This is a genomic window from Streptomyces phyllanthi, from assembly GCF_009377205.1.
Classification (GTDB): Bacteria; Actinomycetota; Actinomycetes; order Streptomycetales; family Streptomycetaceae; genus Streptomyces; species Streptomyces phyllanthi.
The window spans coordinates 1-18,997 of record NZ_VJZE01000144.1; the positions used below are offsets into that span (position 1 = coordinate 1).

At 71.2% G+C, this 18,997-nt stretch carries 19 protein-coding genes; 12 read left to right on the forward strand and 7 right to left on the reverse strand.

Going from position 1 to position 18,997, the window contains the following annotated elements:
- Positions 1-48: 48 nt before the first annotated feature.
- From FNH04_RS20975 to FNH04_RS20995, 5 genes are all read left to right on the forward strand, one after another.
- Positions 49-1,233: an FAD-dependent oxidoreductase gene (locus FNH04_RS20975; RefSeq protein WP_152786487.1), complete on the forward strand. Its 1,185-nt coding sequence runs from the start codon at positions 49-51 to the stop codon at positions 1,231-1,233.
- Between the two features lie 277 nt (positions 1,234-1,510).
- Positions 1,511-4,336: a sensor histidine kinase gene (locus tag FNH04_RS20980; RefSeq protein WP_194236754.1), complete on the forward strand. Its 2,826-nt coding sequence runs from the start codon at positions 1,511-1,513 to the stop codon at positions 4,334-4,336.
- A gap of 97 nt (positions 4,337-4,433) precedes the next feature.
- Complete coding sequence (locus FNH04_RS20985; RefSeq protein WP_152786491.1) at positions 4,434-4,862, forward strand: roadblock/LC7 domain-containing protein; 429 nt, start codon at positions 4,434-4,436, stop codon at positions 4,860-4,862.
- Positions 4,855-5,229: a DUF742 domain-containing protein gene (locus FNH04_RS20990; RefSeq protein WP_152786493.1), complete on the forward strand. Its 375-nt coding sequence runs from the start codon at positions 4,855-4,857 to the stop codon at positions 5,227-5,229. Before FNH04_RS20985 ends, FNH04_RS20990 begins: the two co-directional genes overlap by 8 nt.
- Positions 5,210-5,803 carry a GTP-binding protein gene (locus FNH04_RS20995; protein ID WP_152786495.1) on the forward strand — a complete coding sequence of 198 codons (594 nt, stop codon included), beginning with the start codon at positions 5,210-5,212 and terminating at the stop codon, positions 5,801-5,803. Before FNH04_RS20990 ends, FNH04_RS20995 begins: the two co-directional genes overlap by 20 nt.
- Before the next feature lie 71 nt (positions 5,804-5,874).
- Here the strand turns inward: FNH04_RS20995 and FNH04_RS21000 are convergent, their stop codons facing one another.
- Both FNH04_RS21000 and FNH04_RS47795 read right to left on the reverse strand, forming a co-directional pair.
- A complete protein-coding gene (locus FNH04_RS21000) occupies positions 5,875-6,327 on the reverse strand; it encodes a hypothetical protein (RefSeq protein WP_194236755.1) in 453 nt (150 codons plus the stop codon).
- Entirely contained in the window at positions 6,305-7,672 is a 1,368-nt protein-coding gene (locus FNH04_RS47795) for an ATP-binding protein (RefSeq protein ID WP_228031529.1), read from the reverse strand. The genes FNH04_RS21000 and FNH04_RS47795 overlap by 23 nt, the downstream gene beginning before the upstream one ends.
- Positions 7,673-8,060: 388 nt before the next feature.
- Between FNH04_RS47795 and FNH04_RS21010 the strand changes: the two genes are divergently transcribed.
- Genes FNH04_RS21010 through FNH04_RS21020 form a run of 3 tightly spaced genes read left to right on the forward strand, consistent with a single transcriptional unit; the run spans position 8,061 to position 10,096 of the window.
- Positions 8,061-8,936, forward strand: a complete 876-nt coding sequence (locus FNH04_RS21010; RefSeq protein ID WP_322723427.1) for a helix-turn-helix domain-containing protein — start codon at positions 8,061-8,063, stop codon at positions 8,934-8,936.
- An 11-nt stretch (positions 8,937-8,947) separates the two neighbouring features.
- Positions 8,948-9,220: a DUF397 domain-containing protein gene (locus tag FNH04_RS21015; RefSeq protein WP_152786514.1), complete on the forward strand. Its 273-nt coding sequence runs from the start codon at positions 8,948-8,950 to the stop codon at positions 9,218-9,220.
- Positions 9,221-9,280: 60 nt separating this feature from the next.
- Positions 9,281-10,096 (forward strand): SAM-dependent methyltransferase, encoded by an 816-nt coding sequence (locus FNH04_RS21020; RefSeq protein ID WP_152786497.1) that lies wholly within the window; start codon positions 9,281-9,283, stop codon positions 10,094-10,096.
- Between the two features lie 222 nt (positions 10,097-10,318).
- On the opposite strand, the gene FNH04_RS21025 is transcribed toward FNH04_RS21020, so the two are convergent.
- The 5 genes from FNH04_RS21025 to FNH04_RS21045 form a co-directional block, all read right to left on the reverse strand.
- A complete protein-coding gene (locus FNH04_RS21025) occupies positions 10,319-11,275 on the reverse strand; it encodes a GNAT family N-acetyltransferase (RefSeq protein WP_152786499.1) in 957 nt (318 codons plus the stop codon).
- 168 nt (positions 11,276-11,443) lie between these two features.
- Complete coding sequence (msrB, locus tag FNH04_RS21030; RefSeq protein ID WP_152786501.1) at positions 11,444-11,851, reverse strand: peptide-methionine (R)-S-oxide reductase MsrB; 408 nt, start codon at positions 11,849-11,851, stop codon at positions 11,444-11,446.
- A 13-nt stretch (positions 11,852-11,864) separates the two neighbouring features.
- Positions 11,865-13,259: a UDP-N-acetylmuramate--L-alanine ligase gene (murC, locus tag FNH04_RS21035; RefSeq protein WP_152786503.1), complete on the reverse strand. Its 1,395-nt coding sequence runs from the start codon at positions 13,257-13,259 to the stop codon at positions 11,865-11,867.
- A gap of 190 nt (positions 13,260-13,449) precedes the next feature.
- Positions 13,450-13,923: an indole-3-glycerol phosphate synthase gene (locus tag FNH04_RS21040; protein ID WP_322723428.1), complete on the reverse strand. Its 474-nt coding sequence runs from the start codon at positions 13,921-13,923 to the stop codon at positions 13,450-13,452.
- Positions 13,924-14,015: 92 nt separating this feature from the next.
- Positions 14,016-14,801, reverse strand: coding sequence for a pyrimidine reductase family protein (locus tag FNH04_RS21045; protein ID WP_152786505.1), 786 nt, complete (start codon positions 14,799-14,801; stop codon positions 14,016-14,018).
- Positions 14,802-14,877: 76 nt separating this feature from the next.
- Here FNH04_RS21045 and zapE point away from each other — a divergent pair, with 76 nt between their 5' ends.
- From zapE to FNH04_RS21065, 4 genes are all read left to right on the forward strand, one after another.
- The gene (gene zapE, locus FNH04_RS21050) at positions 14,878-15,948 is read left to right on the forward strand and encodes a cell division protein ZapE (protein WP_152786518.1); all 1,071 of its coding nucleotides are present in this window, start codon (positions 14,878-14,880) and stop codon (positions 15,946-15,948) included.
- Between the two features lie 408 nt (positions 15,949-16,356).
- Positions 16,357-16,752, forward strand: a complete 396-nt coding sequence (locus tag FNH04_RS21055) for a hypothetical protein (protein ID WP_194236756.1) — start codon at positions 16,357-16,359, stop codon at positions 16,750-16,752.
- 75 nt (positions 16,753-16,827) lie between these two features.
- Complete coding sequence (locus FNH04_RS21060; RefSeq protein ID WP_152786507.1) at positions 16,828-17,409, forward strand: carbonic anhydrase; 582 nt, start codon at positions 16,828-16,830, stop codon at positions 17,407-17,409.
- A 14-nt stretch (positions 17,410-17,423) separates the two neighbouring features.
- Complete coding sequence (locus tag FNH04_RS21065) at positions 17,424-18,887, forward strand: SulP family inorganic anion transporter (RefSeq protein WP_152786509.1); 1,464 nt, start codon at positions 17,424-17,426, stop codon at positions 18,885-18,887.
- Positions 18,888-18,997 lie beyond the last annotated feature (110 nt).

Consider the following 18,997-nt stretch of genomic DNA (forward strand, 5'->3'; position numbering starts at 1 on the left):
CCCCACACCCCTCCCCTACCAGTTCGACACCTCTAGTGAGGCACCCAGATGTTCGACGCCATCGTGGTCGGGGCGCGCTGCGCCGGGGCCCCCGCCGCCATGCTGCTGGCCCGTGGGGGGCACCGGGTCCTCCTGCTGGACAAGGGGGCCTTCGGCTCCGACACCCTGTCCACCCACCTCATCCACCAGCCGGGCGTCGCCGCCCTCGCCCGCTGGGACCTGCTCGACACCGTGCGCGCCACCGGGTGCCCGCCGCTGGACCGGGTGTCGTACGAGGTGGCGGACATACGGCTCGAAGGATGCGCCCGCGGTACAGAGGGCCAGCGTGCCGGGTACGCGCCCCGGCGCCATGTCCTGGACGCGATCCTGGTCGAGGCGGCGGTCGCGGCCGGTGCCGAGTACCGCGAGAGGTGCGCGGTGACCGGCCTGCTGTACGACGAGACCGGCCGCGTCATCGGCGTCGAGGGCCGCCATGACGGGCGGCCGTTCAGCGAGCGCGCCCGGCTGGTGATCGGCGCCGACGGCATGCGCTCCACGGTCGCCGGACTCGTCGATGCCCCGTACACGGTCGAGGACCCCCGGTTGACCTGCGCCTACTACGCGTACTGGACGGACGTCCCCGCCACCCTCGAACTGTACGAGCGGGCCGGGGCGTGGGTGGCGGCCGTGGCCACCCACGACCGGGCGACCCTGGTCCTCGCGTACTTCCCGCAGTCCCGCTTCGAGGAGGTCCGCGCCGACGCGTTCGACGCGTACCTGGAGCAGATCCGCACCACCGCGCCCGGTCTGTACACGCGCCTGGCGGGCAGGGAGCCGGTCGAGCGGCTGCGCGGCACGGGCGACCAGCGGAACTTCTTCCGGCAGGCGGCCGGCCCGGGCTGGGTTCTGGTCGGCGACTCCGGTCATCACAAGGACTCCATCACCGCACGCGGGATCAGCGACGCGTTCCTACAAGTGGAATCTTTGGTGAAGCACGCCGGAGGGCTCCTCGGGGACGACCCGGAGAAGCTCGACGCGGCGCTGAAGGAATACGGGAAGGACCGCGACAGCGCGCTCGCACCGGGGTACGAGGCCACCCTGGGAGTCGCCCAACTGACGCCGCACGAACAGCGCTTGTCCCTGCTGAGGGCGGTGCGGCAGGACGCCGAACTGACATCGATCTACTTCGACACGGTGGCCGGGATCAAAACGGCGGGCGCACTATACACCCCAAAGCTGCTCGCGCTCCTGTGATCTTCGTCAACTGGTGTGAATGTGCCGCTAGTTGTGGTCAAGCGGATGCTGACGGTAGGCCGCTGGCCTGGTACGGTTCACCCCGGCCGCTGACAATCGCCCCGGCTGTGTCAAGGCGGCGCGCGGGATCTCGGGCACTGCGCACCATCGCCCCAACCGTTCATCAGTGTTTCGCTGTCGTACGAGGAATCAGATGCCAGGCACCCGCGACCGACGGACACGTCATCGGTCCGCCCCTCGCAAAAATCTCCGGTTCTCGTTCGTTGTGCCGTTCGTCGTGCCCGCGGTCCTCGCCACCGGCGTGTGGGGCTACACGGCGGCCGGACTCGTCGACGAGCAGATCCAGTTGTGGGCCCAGACTGACCGCGCCTCCGAAGTCGCCGGTCCGGCGCAGACCCTGATCAGCCGGCTGCAGGAGGAACGCCGCCTCACCGCCGTCTGGCAGGCGAACGGCGCCGGCTCCGCCCGTACGGACCTGGAGTCGGCCCGCGAGAAGACGGACAAGGCCGTCGCCTCGTACCGCACCAGGTCCTCCTCCGGGCTGGACACCTCGGCCCTGACGAGCGCGGGCGAGAAACTCGACGAGGCACTGGACAACCTGACGGAGCGGCGGGAGGTGATCGACGACCGCAGCCTGAGCAGCGCCGACACCTTCCAGTACTTCACCGGCGCCGTCACCGACGGCACCGGCGTGATCGCCGCGGCCCTGCGCAGCGACGACGGGCCCCTCTCGCGGACCGGCGCCGCCACCACGGCCGTCATCCGCCTCGCCGAGATGCTCTCCCGGGAGGACGCGCTGATCTCGGCCGCGCTGCCCTCGGGGAAGATGAGCGCGGCGACCCGCGCCCGGTTCGTGCAGTACCTGGCGGTCCAGCAGGAGCTGCGGTCCGCGCTGAACGCCCGTGACCTGCCCGTCGGCGGGGCCGCCTCCTACGGGGAGATCACCGACAGCCGGCAGTGGACGCTGGTCGGCGTCTTCGAGGACGACGTCGAGGGTGGCAGCGGCACGGCCCTCCCCCGCCAGGCCCAGGCGTGGCCGGACTCGGCCGAGCGGGTGGTGGGAGACCTGCAGACACTGGGCGCCGACTCGGTGCGGGGGGTGGGCGACTCCGCCTCGGACCGCGCCGACGACCTGCTGCTGGGCCTGCTCCTGGGCACCGCCGCCACGCTGGCCGCCCTCCTCGGCGGCGCGCTGCTGGCGCTGCGCGGCCGCCGCTCGGCGCTGGAGCGGCTCTCCGAACTCCAGCAGAAGACCGAGGAGCTGTCCGGCATCTGGCTGCCGCAGCTGCTGGCCCGTATCGAGCGGGGCGAGCGCATCGAGCCTCAGCCGGTCGCACCCCAGCGCCACCACACCACGGACGAGATGGAGCGGCTCGGCGCGGCCATCGAGCACCTGGGCCGGGTCGCCGCCGACACCGCCGTACGGCAGAACCTGGGCCGTGAGGGCACCGAGAAGGTCTTCGCCCAGCTCATCCGCCGTACGCAGATCCTGATCCACCGCCTCATCTCGCTCCTGGACGACCTGGAGCGCAAGCACGAGGACTCCGACCTGCTGAAGGACATCTTCAAGGTCGACCACCTCGCCACCCGTGTCCGGCGGCACGCGGAGAACCTGGTGATCCTCTCCGGTTCCCCGCCGAGCCGCCGTATGACCGCGCCCGTCTCCATCACCGACGTGATGCGCAGCGCGGTCGCGGAGACCGAGTCGTACACCCGGGTCAAGGTGAAGAACGTCCCCACGGACCGGCGCCTCGCCCTGGCCGGCCGGGCCGTCTCCGACGTGACCCATCTGCTCGCCGAGCTCATCGAGAACGGCACGAGCTTCTCGCCGCCGGACACCCAGGTGTTCATCAGCGCCACCAAGGTGGCCAAGGGACTCGCGATCCATGTCGAGGACCACGGCCTCGGGATGCCGGAGGAGCTGCGGGAGCAGGCCAACGAGCTGCTGGCGCACCCGCCGAAGGTCGACATGACGGCGCTGGGCGAGGACCCGCGCCTCGGCCACTTCGTGGTGGCGCGGCTCGCCGAGCGGTACAAGATCAAGGTCGAGCTGCGTGAGTCCGTGTACGGCGGCACCCTCGTCGTCGTCCTGCTGCCCGCGGAGCTGCTGGAGGAGATCGACACACCGGTCCTCGACCAGCTCAAGTCGGCGGCCGCGGCGGCCAACCAGGTCACGCAGGGGCCGGGCGAGCGGGCCGGCCTCGCGGCGGGCGGGCCGGCGGGCGCCGGTGTCCCCTCGGCGGTGAGCGGGACCGCGCTCGCCGGTGTGGGCGCCGGACCGGCCACGGGCACCGTGATCGCCGGTGCGGCCGTGGGTTCCGCCTCCGCCGGGGATGTCCTGACGCACACGCGGATGCCGGACTACAGCGGGTTCCCCGACTACGGCGGCGCGGGTCTGCTGCCTCCCGTGCCGGAGGATCCGTCGTCCCGGAACTCCGGTACGACCACATGGACGTCGCCGCAGGAGCACCCCGCGCACCACGCCCGTCATCCCGAGCCCGGGGCTCAGGGCGCACGGCCCGGGCCCGGTCCGCAGGCGGGGTCCGTGGCCCAGCCGGGCGCGGGAGTCGGTGCGGGTGCGGGACATGGTGCCGGTGCCGGTATGGGCTCGGGCTCGGGAGTCGTCTCGGGTACCGGAGTCGTCTCGGGTACCGGGGTTCTCTCGGGTACGACCGTCGTCTCCGGCACGGTCTCCGGCATGGGACACGGTGCCGGGCTCACCGCGTCGGCGGGACTCGACACCACGGCCACCTCCCGCGGTACGGGACCCGGTGCCGGCGCACAGCCGGGTGGGGAGACCCTCCGGTCCGCGGCCACCCCCGCCGCGAACCCGGCGCAGACCTCATCGGGCCCCCTGACCACCCCGACGGTCCTGCCGCAGCGGACCCGGGGAGCCAGCCTCGCCCAGCAGTTGCGCAAGGAGGCGACCCACCAGAACAAGCGGGGCGACGGTGAGGAGCCCGGCCTCTCCCCCGACGCGTCGGCCCGCGCCATGATCGCCATCCAGCAGGGCCTGAAGCGGGCCCGGCTCTCCGACGGTGAGCCGGACCTGACGGACGACCGAGAGGCACCGCCGCCACCGCGCGACCCCGACGCCCCCTGACGGGCGCACCGGGCGCCCCAACGACTTGGCGCATCCCCGACGCGCCACTTGACCGGCGCTCCCCCCGGCGCCGACTAACTGTGAGGAACATTCAGGAATGACTGAGCAGGTACACCCCGGTCCCCAACTGGACTGGCTCCTGGACGGGTTGGTGGAGCGGATACCGGAGATCCGTTGCGCCGTCGTGCTGTCCGGGGACGGCCTCCTCATCGGCAAGTCGAAGGACATCCGCCGGGACGACGCGGAGCACCTCTCCGCGGTCGGCTCGGGCATGCACAGCCTCGCCCGGGGCGTGGCCCGCCACTTCCACGGCGGAGAGGTCCAGCAGACGGTCATCCAGATGGAGCGTGCGTTCCTCTTCGTCACCGCCGCCGGCCGGGGTGCCCGGCTCGCCGCCATCGCCTCCGAGGAGGTCGATGTCGGGATGATGGCGTTCGAGATGGGCACGCTGGTCAAGCAGGTGGGCAAGTACCTGTCCGCCGCACCACGCGTGGAGGCCCCGGCCGGTTACGTACAGGATGCGTGAACCGAGATGGCTCGACGACGACCAGGCCGGGCGCCATGTCCGGCCGTACGCCATCACGGGCGGGCGGACACGCCACAGTCAGCATCACTTCACGTTGATCACGCTGGTCGTCTCACGGCATGACCACGAGTGGGACCACGACCATCTCGAGCCGGAGTCGATGTCGATCCTGGCGCTGTGCCGTGACCGCGCGGTGGCGGTGGCCGAGATCGCGGGCCAGCTGGATCTGCCGGTGAGCGTGGTGAAGGTGCTCTGCGGCGACCTGCTCAACTCCGAGCTGATCATTGTCCAGTCCCCGCCCGGGCTGAGCGAGCAGCCGAGCGTGGAACTCATCGAAAGGGTGATGGATGGTATCCGTCAGCTCTGAGCCGGTCATGCCGACCGCCTTGAAGATCCTCATCGCGGGCGGGTTCGGCGTCGGCAAGACCACCATGGTGGGCTCGGTGAGCGAGGTCAGCCCGCTGGAGACCGAGGAGCGGATCACCACGGCGAGTGTCGGCGTGGACGATCTGGCGGGGGTGGAGCGGAAGATCTCCACCACGGTCGCCATGGACTTCGGGCGGATCACGATCTCCCCGGAGCTGGTGCTCTATCTGTTCGGTACTCCCGGGCAGGACCGCTTCTGGTTCATGTGGGACGACCTGTCCACGGGCGCCCTGGGGGCCGTCGTCCTGGCGGACACCCGGCGTCTGGACGCGTCGTTCGCCTCGATCGACTTCTTCGAGGCGCGCGAGATTCCGTTCGCCGTGGGCGTCAACTGCTTCAACGGCCGCCGCGAGGCCACCGTCGAGCAGGTCCGCCAGGCCCTCGACCTGGACGTCTCCACACCGGTCGTCCTCTGTGACGTCCGCGACCGGGGGTCCAGCAAGACGGTGCTCCTCGCGGTCCTGGAGGCGGCGAGGGCCCAGGCGGCGGCCCGACTGGCGACGACCGGTCCCTGAGGGCAGCGGAGTGAAGGGCCCGGCGGTGAAGCCGAGGCCCTTCTCCTGTAGGCGCGCTCCTGTAGGCGCGGTCAGTTCGCGGAGCCGAGCGACCAGTGCGGGGCGCTGCCGGTCAGGCGGCAGGTGAGGAAGTACAGGGGGATGGGCGGGGTGTAGGGCGAGTCGCCGTCGGGACTGTGGATCAGGTGGGGTCCGCCGGACATGGGGTCGCCCGTGGTGTCCGTCGGCACCCGGGTGTCCATCCGGGCTCCGACGGCGTAGGTGACGCCGGGGGGCCAGGTGACACCGATGTCGGAGCCGGCGGGGACGATCCACCACCACCGCTCGTCGTCGGCGAAGACGCACCCCACCCGGGGCAGGCACTCCATGATGCGCTGCCCGTGCTCCCGGGATGTCCCCACGGCGTCGTACCCCAGCCCGGCCGACAGCCCCAGAGGCAGAAGCAGCCTCCGGGGTCGGGGACCGCGCGGGCAGGGCGCGGAGAGCTCGTGCGCCCGCAGGTCAGGGGTGTGCTGGAGTTCCATGCGGCAGGTGCCCTTCGGCCGAGCGGGGAACGGGCCGGGTGACGTCCGGAGACGTGACCCTCGGTCGGGGAATGGCCGGAACGGACGCCGCCGCCAAGGACGGCACGCCTCCGTCCGCGACCGGTATCGCTCTACCCGACCGAACCGCACCCACCGACGCCTCCGGTAAGGGCGAGCAGACGCCCCACGCGGACTCCTCGGCTTCGCTGGTCGGCAACTCGCCCTGCCAACTGGTGAATTGGGCACGGCCGGTAGGCGACTCGCTCCCCGGCCCAGGAGGAGAATCGGCCCCCTTCGCCGACAACTCAGCCACCCGCACCGGGGACCCGGCCCGGTCCGGCTCGGCCTCCAGCCCAGGGAACCCGACCCCGCCGGCCAACGACTCGGCCGCCCAGCCAGGAGATCCAGCCCCCTTCGTGGGCAACTCGGTCACCGTCGCCGGGGCCTCGGCCCGGTCCGGCTCGGCCTCCAGCCCAGGGAACCCGACCCCGCCGGCCAACGACTCGGCCGCCCAGCCAGGAGATCCAGCCCCCTTCGTGGGCAACTCGGTCACCGTCGCCGGGGCCTCGATCCGGTCCGGCTCGGCCTCCAGCCCAGGGACCCCGGCCCCACCGGCCAACGACTCGGCCGCCCAGCCAGAAGATCCGGCCTCAGCCGCAGGCGCCCCGGTCCCCCACCCAGGGGAACCAGCCTCACCCGTCGGCAACTCGGCCTCCCAGCCAGGAGACTCGGTCTCGCCCGCCGACGGCTCGGTCGCCCACCCGGAGGAATCCGTTTCGCCCGCCGACGGCTCGGTCGCCCACCCGGAGGAATCCGTTTCGCCCGTCGGCGACTCGGCCTCCCGTGACGGAGATCTGGTGGCGCCCAGTGGCAACTCGGCCGACTCCCAAGCCAGTTCGGCCCAGACCACGCAGCCCTGGGTGCCGTTGCCGACGCCCCAGTCGGTGGTGAGCGCGCCGACCAGCATGAGGCCGCGGCCGTTCTGGTCGTCGTCGTCCGGTTCGCGCCGCTCCGGGAGCGTACCGCCGCGGTTCTGGTCCTCGACCTCGATGCGCAGGCGGTCGGCGGTGACCCGCAGCCGGCATACGACGCGGTCACTCCCCGTGTGCGTGAGCGCGTTGGTGACGAGCTCGGAGACCACCAGGACGGCGTCCCCGCACAGTTCGCGTCCCGCGCCCCAGGAGCCGAGAAGCTCCTTCACGGCCGCGCGGGCCAGGCCCACCGACGCCGGGCTCGCGGGCAGGCCCAACACCTCGGGCCCGTAGGCGCTTTGAGGTCTGCCGGCCTGCCGGGGGTACTGGTGCCAGGACTGGTCGTCGTCCCACGACGGGGGTTCGCCAGGCAATCGGCCCAAAGGCTGGGGGAGGGAGGGCGGAGCCATCGCCGTTCGCCTTTCGTCTGCCTTCGCACCTGGTCGGTGCCGGTGCCGCACCACGGGCAGTGCCGTGCCACACCGTCCCCACCGGTCGGGGATCCCTGCGAGAGCGTCACGACATGCGGACGACTCACAGCGAAGAACCCCAGGTCGCAGCCCCATCTCCCCCTACGGAGCGGCTCGGCCTCTTGGTTCACCGGACGGTGACGGTATGACCACTGTGGCACCTGCCAACAACGGCTCGCAACCGGCAAGTTGAAAATTGCAATTTGTTGGGTGCATGCTTCCCCCGGTCGACCGGTGATCGTGACAGACTGCGACCTCGAAGCCCGGCGTGAAAGCGTGAGGGGGTGACGGCGTGACCGCGGAGACCGACTGGGGCGGTGCTCCCTCCGTGCTGCGCATGATCCTCGGCAGGCAGTTGGAAGAGCTGCGTACGCGTTCCGGGCTGACGTACGAACAGGCGGGCGCGGCCATCGGAGTCAGCCACTCCACGATCCGCCGGCTGGAGGCCGCGAAGGTGGCCCGGCTCCGGCTCCCGGACGTCGAGAAGCTGCTCCAGGTCTACGGCGTCCGCGACCAGCAGGAGATCGACACCTTCCTGAGTTCGGTCCGCGAGGCCAACAAGCGCGGCTGGTGGCACACCTACCGGGACGTCCTGCCGGACTGGTTCGCCGCCTATCTGAGCCTGGAGCAGGCCGCCCTCCACATCCGCGCGTACGAGGCGGAGTTCGTCCACGGGCTGCTGCAGACCGAGGCGTACGCGCACGCCCTGCTGGGCGCCGGTAACCCGCACGCCTCCTCCGAGGCCACGGAACGCCGGGTGGCGCTGCGCATGCGGCGCCAGGAACTCCTCACCCGCCCGCATCCACCGCGCGTGTGGATCGTCATGGACGAAACGGTTTTGCGCTGGCCGGTAGGGGGCTCCGGCGTGATGCGCGAGCAGGTGGACCATCTGATCGAGCTCAACCGTCTGCCGCATGTGACCCTGCAGATCATGCGGTTCAGCAACGGTCCGCACCCCGCCATGCGCGCGGGCGCGTTCCATCTCTTCCGGTTCCGGGCCCCCGAACTGCCCGACATCGTCTATCTCAGCGGCCTGGTCGGCGCTGTGTACCTGGACAAGGCGGACGACGTCGTGGTCTACCGCGAGGCTCTGGACCGGTTGGGCGCCCAGGCGGCGCCCGCCAGAAAGACCGAGGTCATCCTCGGCGCCCTACGCAAGGAGCTCTAATGCACCACCACATGCACCACCCCACGCACCGCTGCACACACCACTGCACCTCCGACTCCGTACGCAACGGAATGCCGGCCCGCGACCTCGGCTCGCAGGGCTGGTCCAAGCCCTGGAGCGACGACGCCGGCGGCGCCTGCGTGGAGGCGAAGAAGCTCGCCGACGGCCGCGTCGCGATCCGCCAGTCCACCGACCCCGACGGCCCCGCACTGGTCTTCACCCCCCACGAGATGACCAGCTTCCTCACCGGCGTGAAGGCGGGTGACGCCGACTTCCTCCTCTGAACCCCCTTGTTTTTATCGAGCGTTCACTGAGAACCACGACTTCGAATGGGAGGGACGGCGTTGCCCGAGAACGGATGGCCGGCCGACCGGATCGACACCGAGAACGCGCACTCCGCGCGCATCTACGACTACATCCTCGGTGGCAAGGACTTCTACCCCGCCGACAAGGAGGCAGGCGACGCCATGGCGCGGGAGTGGCCCGCCCTGCCGACCCATATGCGGGCCAACCGCGACTGGATGAACCGTGCCGTGCGCTGGCTCGCCGAGAAGGCGGAGATGCGCCAGTTCCTGGACATCGGCACCGGTATCCCCACCTCACCCAACCTCCACGAGATCGCCCAGTCGGTGGCACCCGAGTCCCGGGTCGTCTACGTGGACAACGACCCCATCGTCCTCACCCTCTCCCAGGGCCTGCTGTCCAGCACGCCCGAGGGGAAGACGGCGTACATCGAGGCGGACTTCCAGGACCCGGAGGCCGTCCTCAGCTCACCCGAGTTCCGCGAGACCCTCGATCTGGGCAAGCCGGTCGCGCTGACGGTGATCGCGATCGTCCACTTCGTCCTGGACGAGGACGACGCGGTCGGTATCGTCCGCCGTCTTCTGGACCCGCTCCCCTCCGGGAGCTACCTCGCGATGACCATCGGCACCGCCGAGTTCGCTCCCGAGGAGGTGGGCCGCGTCGCCCGCGAGTACGCGGCCCGCAACATGCCGATGCGGCTGCGCACGATCGACGAGGCCCATGAGTTCTTCGAGGGTCTCGAACTGGTCGAGCCGGGCATCGTCCAGGTCCACAAGTGGCACCCGGACGGTACGGGCGAACAGAACATCCGCGACGAGGACATCGCGATGTACGGGGCGATAGCCCGCAAGCCGTAGAGCGGCACGGCCACCTGCCGCCGACGCTCTCGGGGCCCCGCACCCACTCCTGATGCCGTTGGTTGATTCGGGGCCCGGTGTGACGTCGGCCTTCAAGACCTGGTTGTGGTCTTGAAGGCCGACGTTGTCGTATGGGGTGGGTGCGGATGTCGATGCAGCCGAAGCGGTCCGGGGAGATCCCGGCGTTTACGGGAGTGCGTAATCCGTACGGGAGTTTGGTCATCAGGGAACGGGCCGGACCAGCTCCCAGGTGTCCACGGCGTAGTCGAGGGTCATCCCGTGCCGCTCGTAGAGGCCGAGCGCGCCGCTGCTGTTCTCGGTGTCCACGCCGAGGCCGATCCGGTCCCGGCCCAGCGCCGCGTAGTGCCCGAAGGCATGGAGCAACAGGTGCCCGGCGAGCCCCCTGCCCCGGGCCCGGCGCAGGACGGCGAGGTTGCCGATCCACGCCATGGACGCGCGGTCGTTGTGACTGCGCAGCACCGCCGTGTCCCCGAGGCCGTCGACGTGCGCGATCCAGACCAGCGACCAGTCGGTCTTCTCGCCGTCGATGTCGTCCAGCCACTGCTCGTACGTACGCGGCTGGAAGTCGAAGTGGTCGGTCATGGCCTCCTGGAGCAGCGCGTGGACCCGCCGCCGGTCCGGCTCGGCGCGACAGGCGCGCACGGTCACACCGTCGGGGGCGGCCGGCAACGGGTCGCGGACCGGATCGATCCCACGATCCATCACGTGGTACCGGCGGACCGTCCGCCAGCCCCGCCCGCGCAGGGCATCCAGGTCCATCGTGGGCGCGGTGTTGAGATGCAGGTGCACCACGGCCCGTGCCGCCCCGTTGCCGGCGGCCCGCTCCACGGCCCGGGCCTCCATCAGGTCGAACAGGTGCAGGGCGGCCTGGGACCGGCCGGGCAGGGTGTAGTGGTCCATGTCGATCCGCTCGCCGCCGGAGTCGTCCCACACCAGCCCGTACGCGACCAGCCGCTCGCCCTCGAACACCAGCCAGGAGTCCCGCTCGGGATCCACCTCGGGGCGCTTCAGGTCGGCCTGCACCTCGGCGAGTGACGTGTCGGCCCGGCCGATCTCCAGCAGGTCGACCTCGTTGAGCAGCGCGCACACCGCCGCCGCGTCATCGGGAGCCGCCGGACGCACGGTCAGTCCGGTCGGCAGGGCGGTGGGGGTCGTCATGGGCCCACTGTCGGGTGACACGGGCCCCGACCGCAACGGACTTTCCCGGCGTCCGCACCCGCTGCACGTCTCATCCCGTGCCCACGAGGGCGCCTGCCGCCCCCACCACAAGAGGACGGCGGCCGCCGGTCGGGAGAGCGACGGCGCGAGCCGACGGGCAGGCCGGTGTCAGTCCTCGTCCGACGTCAGCCGCAGGGAGATGCTGTTGATGCAGTACCGCTGGTCGGTCGGCGTCGGGTAGCCCTCACCCTCGAAGACGTGCCCCAGGTGCGATCCGCAGCGGGCGCACCGCACCTCCGTCCGCACCATTCCGTGGGAGCGGTCCTCCAGGAGCTCCACGGCGTCGGAGTCCTTCGGGTCGAAGAAGGACGGCCAGCCGCAGTGGGACTCGAACTTCGTGTCCGAGGTGAAGAGTTCGGCGCCGCAGGCACGGCAGGAGTAGACGCCCCTGGTCTTGGTGTTCGTGTACTCACCCGCGAAGGCGGGCTCCGTGCCGGCCTGGCGCAGGACCGCGTACTCGGCCGGGGTCAGCTCCGCGCGCCACTGCTCGTCCGGCTTCTCTACGTCGTACGACATGAAGGCCAACCCCTTACTTGTGCTGCGCGAGACGGTCCAGGATCAGCGGGCCGAGGTCCGTGACGTCGCCCGCTCCCATGGTGAGAACGAGATCGCCCGGCTTCGCCATTCCCGCGACCACCGCCGGGGCCCCGGCCTTGTCGCGGACCGCCGTGACGTCGGCGCCCGCGGCCCGTGCCGCCTCGATGATCAGCTCGCTGGTCACGCCGGGGATCGGGTCCTCGCGGGCCGGATAGATGTCCAGGACGACCGAGGCGTCGGCCAGGGCCAGGGACTGCCCCATCTCGGTGCCCAGCTCCTGGGTCCGGGAGAAGAGGTGCGGCTGGAAGAGCACCAGGATGCGGGAGTCGCCTGCGGCCGCGCGCATCGCCTCCAGGTCGGCCGTCATCTCCGTCGGGTGGTGGGCGTACGAGTCGATGACCTGCACACCGGCCGCCTCGCCCTTCAGCTGGAGGCGGCGCTTGACCCCCGTGTACGCGGCCAGCGCGGGCGCGAGCTCCGCGGCCGGGACGCCCAGCGCCACGCCCGCCGCCAGCGCGGCCACCGCGTTGTGCGCGTAGTGACGTCCGGGGACGGAGACGGTGAAGGTCAGCTCCTCCCCCTCCAGGACCACGGTGACCTCGCTCTTCAGCCCCTGCGGGACGACCGAGAGGACCCGTACGTCGGCGTCCTCCGCCTCTCCGTACGTCACCGTCCTCACCTTGCCGCCCAGTCGCCGCGTCAGCTCCCGCGCGCCCTCGTGGTCCGACGAGATCACCAGCGTGCCTCCGGGGACGATGCGGCCCGCGAAGGTCTCGAAGGACTCGTAGATCTCGTCCATGGAGGCGTAGTTGGCGTGGTGGTCGAGCTCGACGTTGAGGACGATGGCGACCTCGGGCGCGTACTTGTGGAAGCTGCGGTCCGACTCGTCCGCCTCGGCGACGAAGATCTCTCCCTCGCCGTGCAGGGCGTTCGAGCCAGGGGCGTCCAGGTCACCGCCGATCGCGTACGAGGGCCGCAGACCCAGCTCGGTCAGCGACACCGCCAGCATCGAGGTCGTGGTGGTCTTGCCGTGGGTGCCCGCGACCGCGATCGGGCGCAGGCCGTCCATGAGGGACGCGAGCGCGTCGGAGCGGTGGACCACGGGGATGCCGAGTTCCGCGGCGCGGGCCAGCTCCGGGTTGTCGGCGCGGATCGCCGAAGACACGACCACGCAGGTCGCGTCGTCCGCCAGGTGCTCGGCCGCGTGCCCGATGTGCACGGTCGCACCCAGCGCGCGCAGCGCCTCGGCGGTCGCGGACTCCTTGGCGTCGCTCCCGGCCACCTTGGCCCCACGCTGCGCGAGGATCTTCGCGATCCCCGACATCCCGGCCCCGCCGATCCCGATGAAGTGCGGTCGGTCCATGGAGGTGGGAAGGCCGGCTGCCATGCGTTCTCCCAAGATCGGTACGACAACGAGGGCGCCCCTGCTGCAAGGGCGAGCCCTCAGCCTATTGCGTGCCCCAGGGCGCATTGACACACCCGCAGCCACACCCATCCAGCCAAGGGGCGCGGGGAACTGCGCGACAAGCCACGACGAACCCGCACCCGACAACCAACAGGCACCCCAACGGCGCCCCCTAAGCCTTGGCGTGCGAGAACAGCTTCAGCACCGGCACTCCCACCTTGTGCCGCGCCCGGGAAGCCCAGTCCCGGTGGAAGAACTCCTCCACGTAGTGGGGATCGGTCAGCACGATCACCTCGTCCGCCCCGACCTCGTCCACCAGCGCCCTGAGCGCGTCCAGCGGATGTTCCTCGATCAGCCGCCCCTCCGCCTCGCTGCCCGCCGCCCGCAGTGCCTGCAGGGACACCTCCAGCGCCCGCCGCCCCGGCTCCCGCGCCTCTTCCCCCTCGGGCGTCTCGCCCTCGCGGGTCGCCTCGTCCAGCTCGCCGAGGGCGAGGTCGTCGATGGCCCGCAGCAGCCGGTCCGCCTGGTCCCCGCGGGGCTGGAGCAGCACCTGGAAGGAGACCTGCTCGTCACCGTGCAGCGTGGTGACGAACTCCACGTCGGCGGACGTCAGGGCCTTCTCGATCATCAATACGCTCGTGAACACGGCAGACGCCCTTCTCCTTCTGGGACGGGGACTGAGAGTTCCAGTGTGCCCAGCGGAACCGAAACAGAACGGCACATTTCACCCACGACCCCTCAGGTTCGACGGTAACGACCGAACAGGAACCCGGCCTCCTCCAGCAGGGACACGAGTTCGTAGCGCCTGGGCACGGCGACGGACGGCCCCCCGGCGATGCGCTGAGCATCCCCGGCCGTGAGCATCGGGGAGACCGCCAGGCACAGCTCGTCCAGCACACCGGCCGCCACCAGCTGGCCCAGCAGCCGCGGGCCGCCCTCGGTGAGCAGCCTGGTGTGGCCCAGGTCGGCGAGGGCACGTACGGCCCGGGCGGGCTCCACGCCCATACCGTCACCGGCGATCACGACCCGGGCACCGGCCTTCTCGGCGGTGGCCACCCGGTCGGGGGCCGCCGCGGCCCCGGTCAGCAGGAGGGTGGGGACCAGGGGCGACGTGAAGAGGGGCAGCGAGAAGTCCAGGTCCAGGCTGGCGCTCACCACGGCGATGGCGGGCGCGGGGCCCTGCCCGGCGGCCTCCCGGAGCGCCGCGAAGTCCTCGCGCGCGCGGGCCGGGCGGTACCCCTCCTTGCGTACCGTCTCCGCGCCCACGACCACCACGTCGGCGAGCCCCCGCAGGGTGCCGAAGATCCGCATGTCGGCCGGGCTGGAGATGGGCTGGGAACGCCCGTCGTGCTGGGCGGCCCCGTCGAGGGTCGACACCATGTTGGCGCGCAGCCACGGCTCACGGACCCCCTCGGACGCCGAGGGATAGGCGTACGCCTCGGCCAGCTCGTCGAGTCCCCACTCGCGGTCCTCGTACCCCCGCGGGGACGGTGTCTCTTCGGTCACAGGGAACAGGCGTCGCATGTCGTGCAGTGTGGCACGGCCCTTAGACTCGGTAACCGTGTCCTCGTCCTCCACCACCGTGTCCGGAATCAGCCGTATGGCCGAAGCGGCCCCGCTGTCCCTGTGCGCACGTGAGCCCCATGTCCCCGCGGACCGGCTCGTCGCCGAGATGGTGCCGCCACCCCGGTTCGACTCGGTGCGCTTCGAGACGTACCTCCCGGACCCGAACCAGCCCAGCCAGACCGAGGCCGTCCGGGTGCTGAGCGGTTTCGCGACGGGTCCGGGCGGCGCGCCCACGGGTGGGGCGGGCAGGCGCAGGCTCTTCGGCTTCGGCAGGGCCAAGGCCTCGTCGAAGGTGCCCACGGGCCCGCGCGGCGTCTACCTCGACGGCGGGTACGGCGTCGGCAAGACCCATCTGCTGGCCTCCCTCTGGCACGCGACGCCGGCCGAGCCCTCTCTGAAGGCCTTCGGGACGTTCGTGGAGCTGACGAACCTGGTCGGCGCGCTCGGCTTCCAGCAGACGGTCCGGACCCTTTCCGGCCACCGTCTGCTGTGCATCGACGAGTTCGAGCTGGACGACCCGGGCGACACCGTGCTCGTCTCCACCCTGCTGGGCAAGCTCGTCGACGCGGGTGTGGCGCTCGCCGCCACCTCGAACACGCTGCCGGGCAAGCTCGGTGAGGGCCGGTTCGCGGCGGCCGACTTCCTGCGCGAGATCCAGGGCCTGTCCGCACACTTCCGCGCGCTGCGCATCGACGGCGAGGACTACCGCCACCGCGGTCTGCCCGAGGCCCCGGCGCCGTACTCCGACGAGCAGGTCACCAAGGCCGCGTACGCCACCGGGGGCGCCTCGCTCGACGACTTCCCGCATCTGCTGGACCATCTGGCGCGCGTCCACCCGAGCCGGTACGGCGCGCTCACGGACGGTCTGGCGGCCGTGTGCCTCACCGACGTACAGCCCGTCCCGGACCAGTCGACGGCCCTGCGGCTCGTCGTGCTCGCGGACCGGCTCTACGACCGCGAAGTACCGGTCCTCGCCTCCGGGTTGCCCTTCGACCAGCTGTTCAGCGAGGAGATGCTGAACGGCGGCTACCGCAAGAAGTACTTCCGCGCCATCTCCCGTCTCACCGCCCTCGCCCGCGACGCCAAGGGCCTCGTCGAGCACTGAGGGGACCCACCCCGGCACCAAGGGCGTTCGCCGCACACCAGGGGCCCCGGGCACACTCGCCCGGGGCCCCTGGTGTGCGGCGAACGCGGGGACACCTGCGGGCAAACGGACGCCGATCCGTGGGCCAACCGGCGCCGCCCGCACCGCCGAGTGACGCAGCGTCACGCAACACGCCCACCGGCCCACCCCGAACTGATGTGTGCCGTCCCGCCCCAGTGCCGTCCGTGCGCTGAACTCCCCCAGGTCAAGGGTCATTTCACGCCACCCCTGCCATGCTTTTCAGGCTCTCTTCAGCCTGAAACGTTAAGTTAACCCTGCAAACAACTTCGCCGGGTTAACGTTCTTCTTGACCCGCCGTTGACCATCTGTTGACGAGCCCAAGACCGCCAACCACTCGGAGGGAGGCACATGTTGCGAGGTACGACGGCCAGGACCTGCGTCGGGTTCCTCGCCGCCGTCCTGCTCTCCCTGCCGTTCTTCGCTCCGGCGGCTTCCTTCGCATCCGCGCACACACTCCGTCAGGCCGAGGCCAAAGGCGAGCCCGGAAAAGGACTTACGGGCGAGGCGGTACGCGAGGAGTTCGTCAGCCACGGCACGTGCGACAGCTCCGGGAGCCCGACCGGCCCCCGGCCCACCCGTGACCGGAACCGTCCGGCCGACCCGGTGCTCCAGGCACCCGGGCGCCCGCCGCTGGAGGGGGATCCGGCGGCCGCTCACGAGCCGGTCACACCCGCCGCCGCGCACCCTCACGCGGCGAGACCCCAGGCCAACACCCCGGCCGTACTTCAGGTCTTCCGCTGCTGAGCAGCAGAGTCCGTCCCCCCACGCTCTGTCTTGTCAGCCCGACGCGCCGCACGGCGCGCCAGGAGGAGTCACCACATGCAGCCCCTCATCGACAACGCCCGCACGTTCGGACAGCGCCCTGAGGAGTTCGCCCGGCTGGCCGAAGGCCAGTCCCCCGACGTCCTGTTCATCACCTGCTCCGACTCCCGGGTCGTCCCGGCCCTGATCACGGGCGCCCGCCCCGGTGAGCTCTTCGAGCTGCGCACCGCGGGCAACATCGTGCCCCCGTACGCCTCCGGCCGCCCCACCGGCGAGGCGGCCACGATCGAGTACGCCGTGGAGGTCCTCGGCGTACGGGACGTCGTGGTCTGCGGCCACTCGCACTGCGGCGCCGTGGGCGCGCTGGTGCGCGGCGACGACCTGACCGCCGTACCCGCCGTACGGGACTGGCTCGCGCACGCCGCGGACGAGCCGGAGGCCGAGGACTCGGCCGACCCGACGGTCGCGGAGGCCGTGCAGTCCCACGTACTCGCACAGCTGCTGCGGCTGCGGTCCTACCCGTGCGTCGAGCAGCGTCTGGCGGCCGGCCGGCTCCGGCTGCGCGGCTGGTACTACGAGGTGCACACCGGAGCCGTACGCGAACACCGTACGGACACCGACTCGTTCGAGTCTCTGTGAGCGGGGGAACGGCCATGCAGACGAAATTCCCCCACCTGAGGCAGGACTTCGCCGCCTCGCTGGTCGTGTTCCTGGTCGCCCTGCCGCTGTGCGTGGGCGTCGCCGTCGCCTCCGGCGTCCCGGCAGAGCTCGGACTTGTCACCGGCATCGTCGGCGGTATCGTCACCGGACTCATGCGGGGCAGCAGCCTCCAGGTGTCCGGCCCCGCCGCCGGTCTGACCGTGCTGGTCTTCGAGGCGGTCAACGAGTTCGGGCTGCCCGCGCTCGGCGTCATCGTGCTGGCCGCGGGCCTGCTCCAGCTCGCCATGGGCGCCCTGAAGCTGGGCCGCTGGTTCCGCGCGATCTCCGTGTCCGTCGTCGAGGGCATGCTGGCCGGCATCGGGCTCGTGATCATCGCGGGCCAGTTGTACGCGGCGGCCGGCATGAAGGCCCCCGCCACCGGCCTCGACAAGATCGCCGGACTGCCCGGGGCGGCCGTCGAGGCGCTCAGCAGCACCGAGGCGATGGCCTCGCTCGCGATCGGCGCGGCCACCATCGCCGTGATGGTGCTGTGGAAGCGGCTGCCCCGGAAGGCGCAGACGGTGCCGGGCGCGCTCGCCGCGGTGGTCCTGGCCACGCTGGCCGTGTTCGCCTTCAGCCTCCCCGTGGCCACCGTCGAGGTGAAGGGCCTGCTGGACTCCATCCAGCCACCCGGACTCGACGCCTTCGGCGAGCTGGCGAACATCGGCATCCTCGGCACGATCGTCGCGTTCACGCTGATCGCCTCCGCCGAGTCCCTGTTCAGCGCGGCGGCCGTGGACCGGCTGCACGACGGGCCGCGCACCGAGTACGACAAGGAGCTGATGGCCCAGGGCGCGGGCAACGCGGTGTGCGGTGCCCTCGGCGCGCTGCCCATGACCGCGGTGATCGTGCGCAGCTCGGCCAACGTCCACGCGGGCGCGAGGACCAAGGCCTCCCGTGTCCTGCACGGTGTGTGGCTGCTGCTGTTCGCGGCGCTGCTGCCCGCCACGCTGGCACTCATCCCGATCCCGGCCCTCGCGGGCATCCTGGTCCACGCCGGCTGGAAGCTGATCCCGTTCCGGGAGATCGCCGGCCTGTGGCGGGCGCACCGCGGTGAGGCACTGATCCTCGTCGTCACCGCCGTGTCGATCGTCGCGGTGAACATGTTCGAGGGCGTCCTGATCGGCCTGGCCCTCTCGGTCGTCAAGACGGCGTGGGAGGCCTCGCACATCAAGCTGGAGGTCATAGACAAGGGCGCCGGTCCCATCCAGGCGTACCTGTCCGGCAACGCGACCTTCCTGCGTCTGCCGAAGATCCTCGACAACCTGGAGTCCCTGCCCCAGGACCGCCCCATCGAGGTGGACCTCTCCGGTCTCCACCACCTCGACCACGCCTGCCGCACCGCCCTGGAGAACTGGGCCGAGCGGCACAGCGCACCGGACACCGAACCGGTGAGGGTGACGTCGGACGTCTCGTGAGGGCCTGACGGCATGATGGCGTACAGCCTGTACGGGATGTACGTCCTCTGAGTGAAGGGCACCGCACAGGGGGCCGGGGCTGCCGGCGGCGCGACCGGACAGGACGCACC

Excerpts from the sequence above, each read along its gene's own strand:
- FNH04_RS21045 (WP_152786505.1), bottom strand. The coding sequence starts at position 14,801 with ATGCGACGCCTGTTCCCTGTGACCGAAGAGACACCGTCCCCGCGGGGG.
- FNH04_RS20990 (WP_152786493.1), top strand. The coding sequence starts at position 4,855 with ATGCGTGAACCGAGATGGCTCGACGACGACCAGGCCGGGCGCCATGTC.
- FNH04_RS21055 (WP_194236756.1), top strand. The coding sequence starts at position 16,357 with ATGTTGCGAGGTACGACGGCCAGGACCTGCGTCGGGTTCCTCGCCGCC.
- FNH04_RS21060 (WP_152786507.1), top strand. The coding sequence starts at position 16,828 with ATGCAGCCCCTCATCGACAACGCCCGCACGTTCGGACAGCGCCCTGAG.
- murC (WP_152786503.1), bottom strand. The coding sequence starts at position 13,259 with ATGGCAGCCGGCCTTCCCACCTCCATGGACCGACCGCACTTCATCGGG.
- FNH04_RS21065 (WP_152786509.1), top strand. The coding sequence starts at position 17,424 with ATGCAGACGAAATTCCCCCACCTGAGGCAGGACTTCGCCGCCTCGCTG.
- FNH04_RS20975 (WP_152786487.1), top strand. The coding sequence starts at position 49 with ATGTTCGACGCCATCGTGGTCGGGGCGCGCTGCGCCGGGGCCCCCGCC.
- FNH04_RS20985 (WP_152786491.1), top strand. The coding sequence starts at position 4,434 with ATGACTGAGCAGGTACACCCCGGTCCCCAACTGGACTGGCTCCTGGAC.
- FNH04_RS20995 (WP_152786495.1), top strand. The coding sequence starts at position 5,210 with ATGGTATCCGTCAGCTCTGAGCCGGTCATGCCGACCGCCTTGAAGATC.
- zapE (WP_152786518.1), top strand. The coding sequence starts at position 14,878 with ATGGCCGAAGCGGCCCCGCTGTCCCTGTGCGCACGTGAGCCCCATGTC.
- FNH04_RS21000 (WP_194236755.1), bottom strand. The coding sequence starts at position 6,327 with ATGGAACTCCAGCACACCCCTGACCTGCGGGCGCACGAGCTCTCCGCG.
- msrB (WP_152786501.1), bottom strand. The coding sequence starts at position 11,851 with ATGTCGTACGACGTAGAGAAGCCGGACGAGCAGTGGCGCGCGGAGCTG.
- FNH04_RS21025 (WP_152786499.1), bottom strand. The coding sequence starts at position 11,275 with ATGACGACCCCCACCGCCCTGCCGACCGGACTGACCGTGCGTCCGGCG.
- FNH04_RS21015 (WP_152786514.1), top strand. The coding sequence starts at position 8,948 with ATGCACCACCCCACGCACCGCTGCACACACCACTGCACCTCCGACTCC.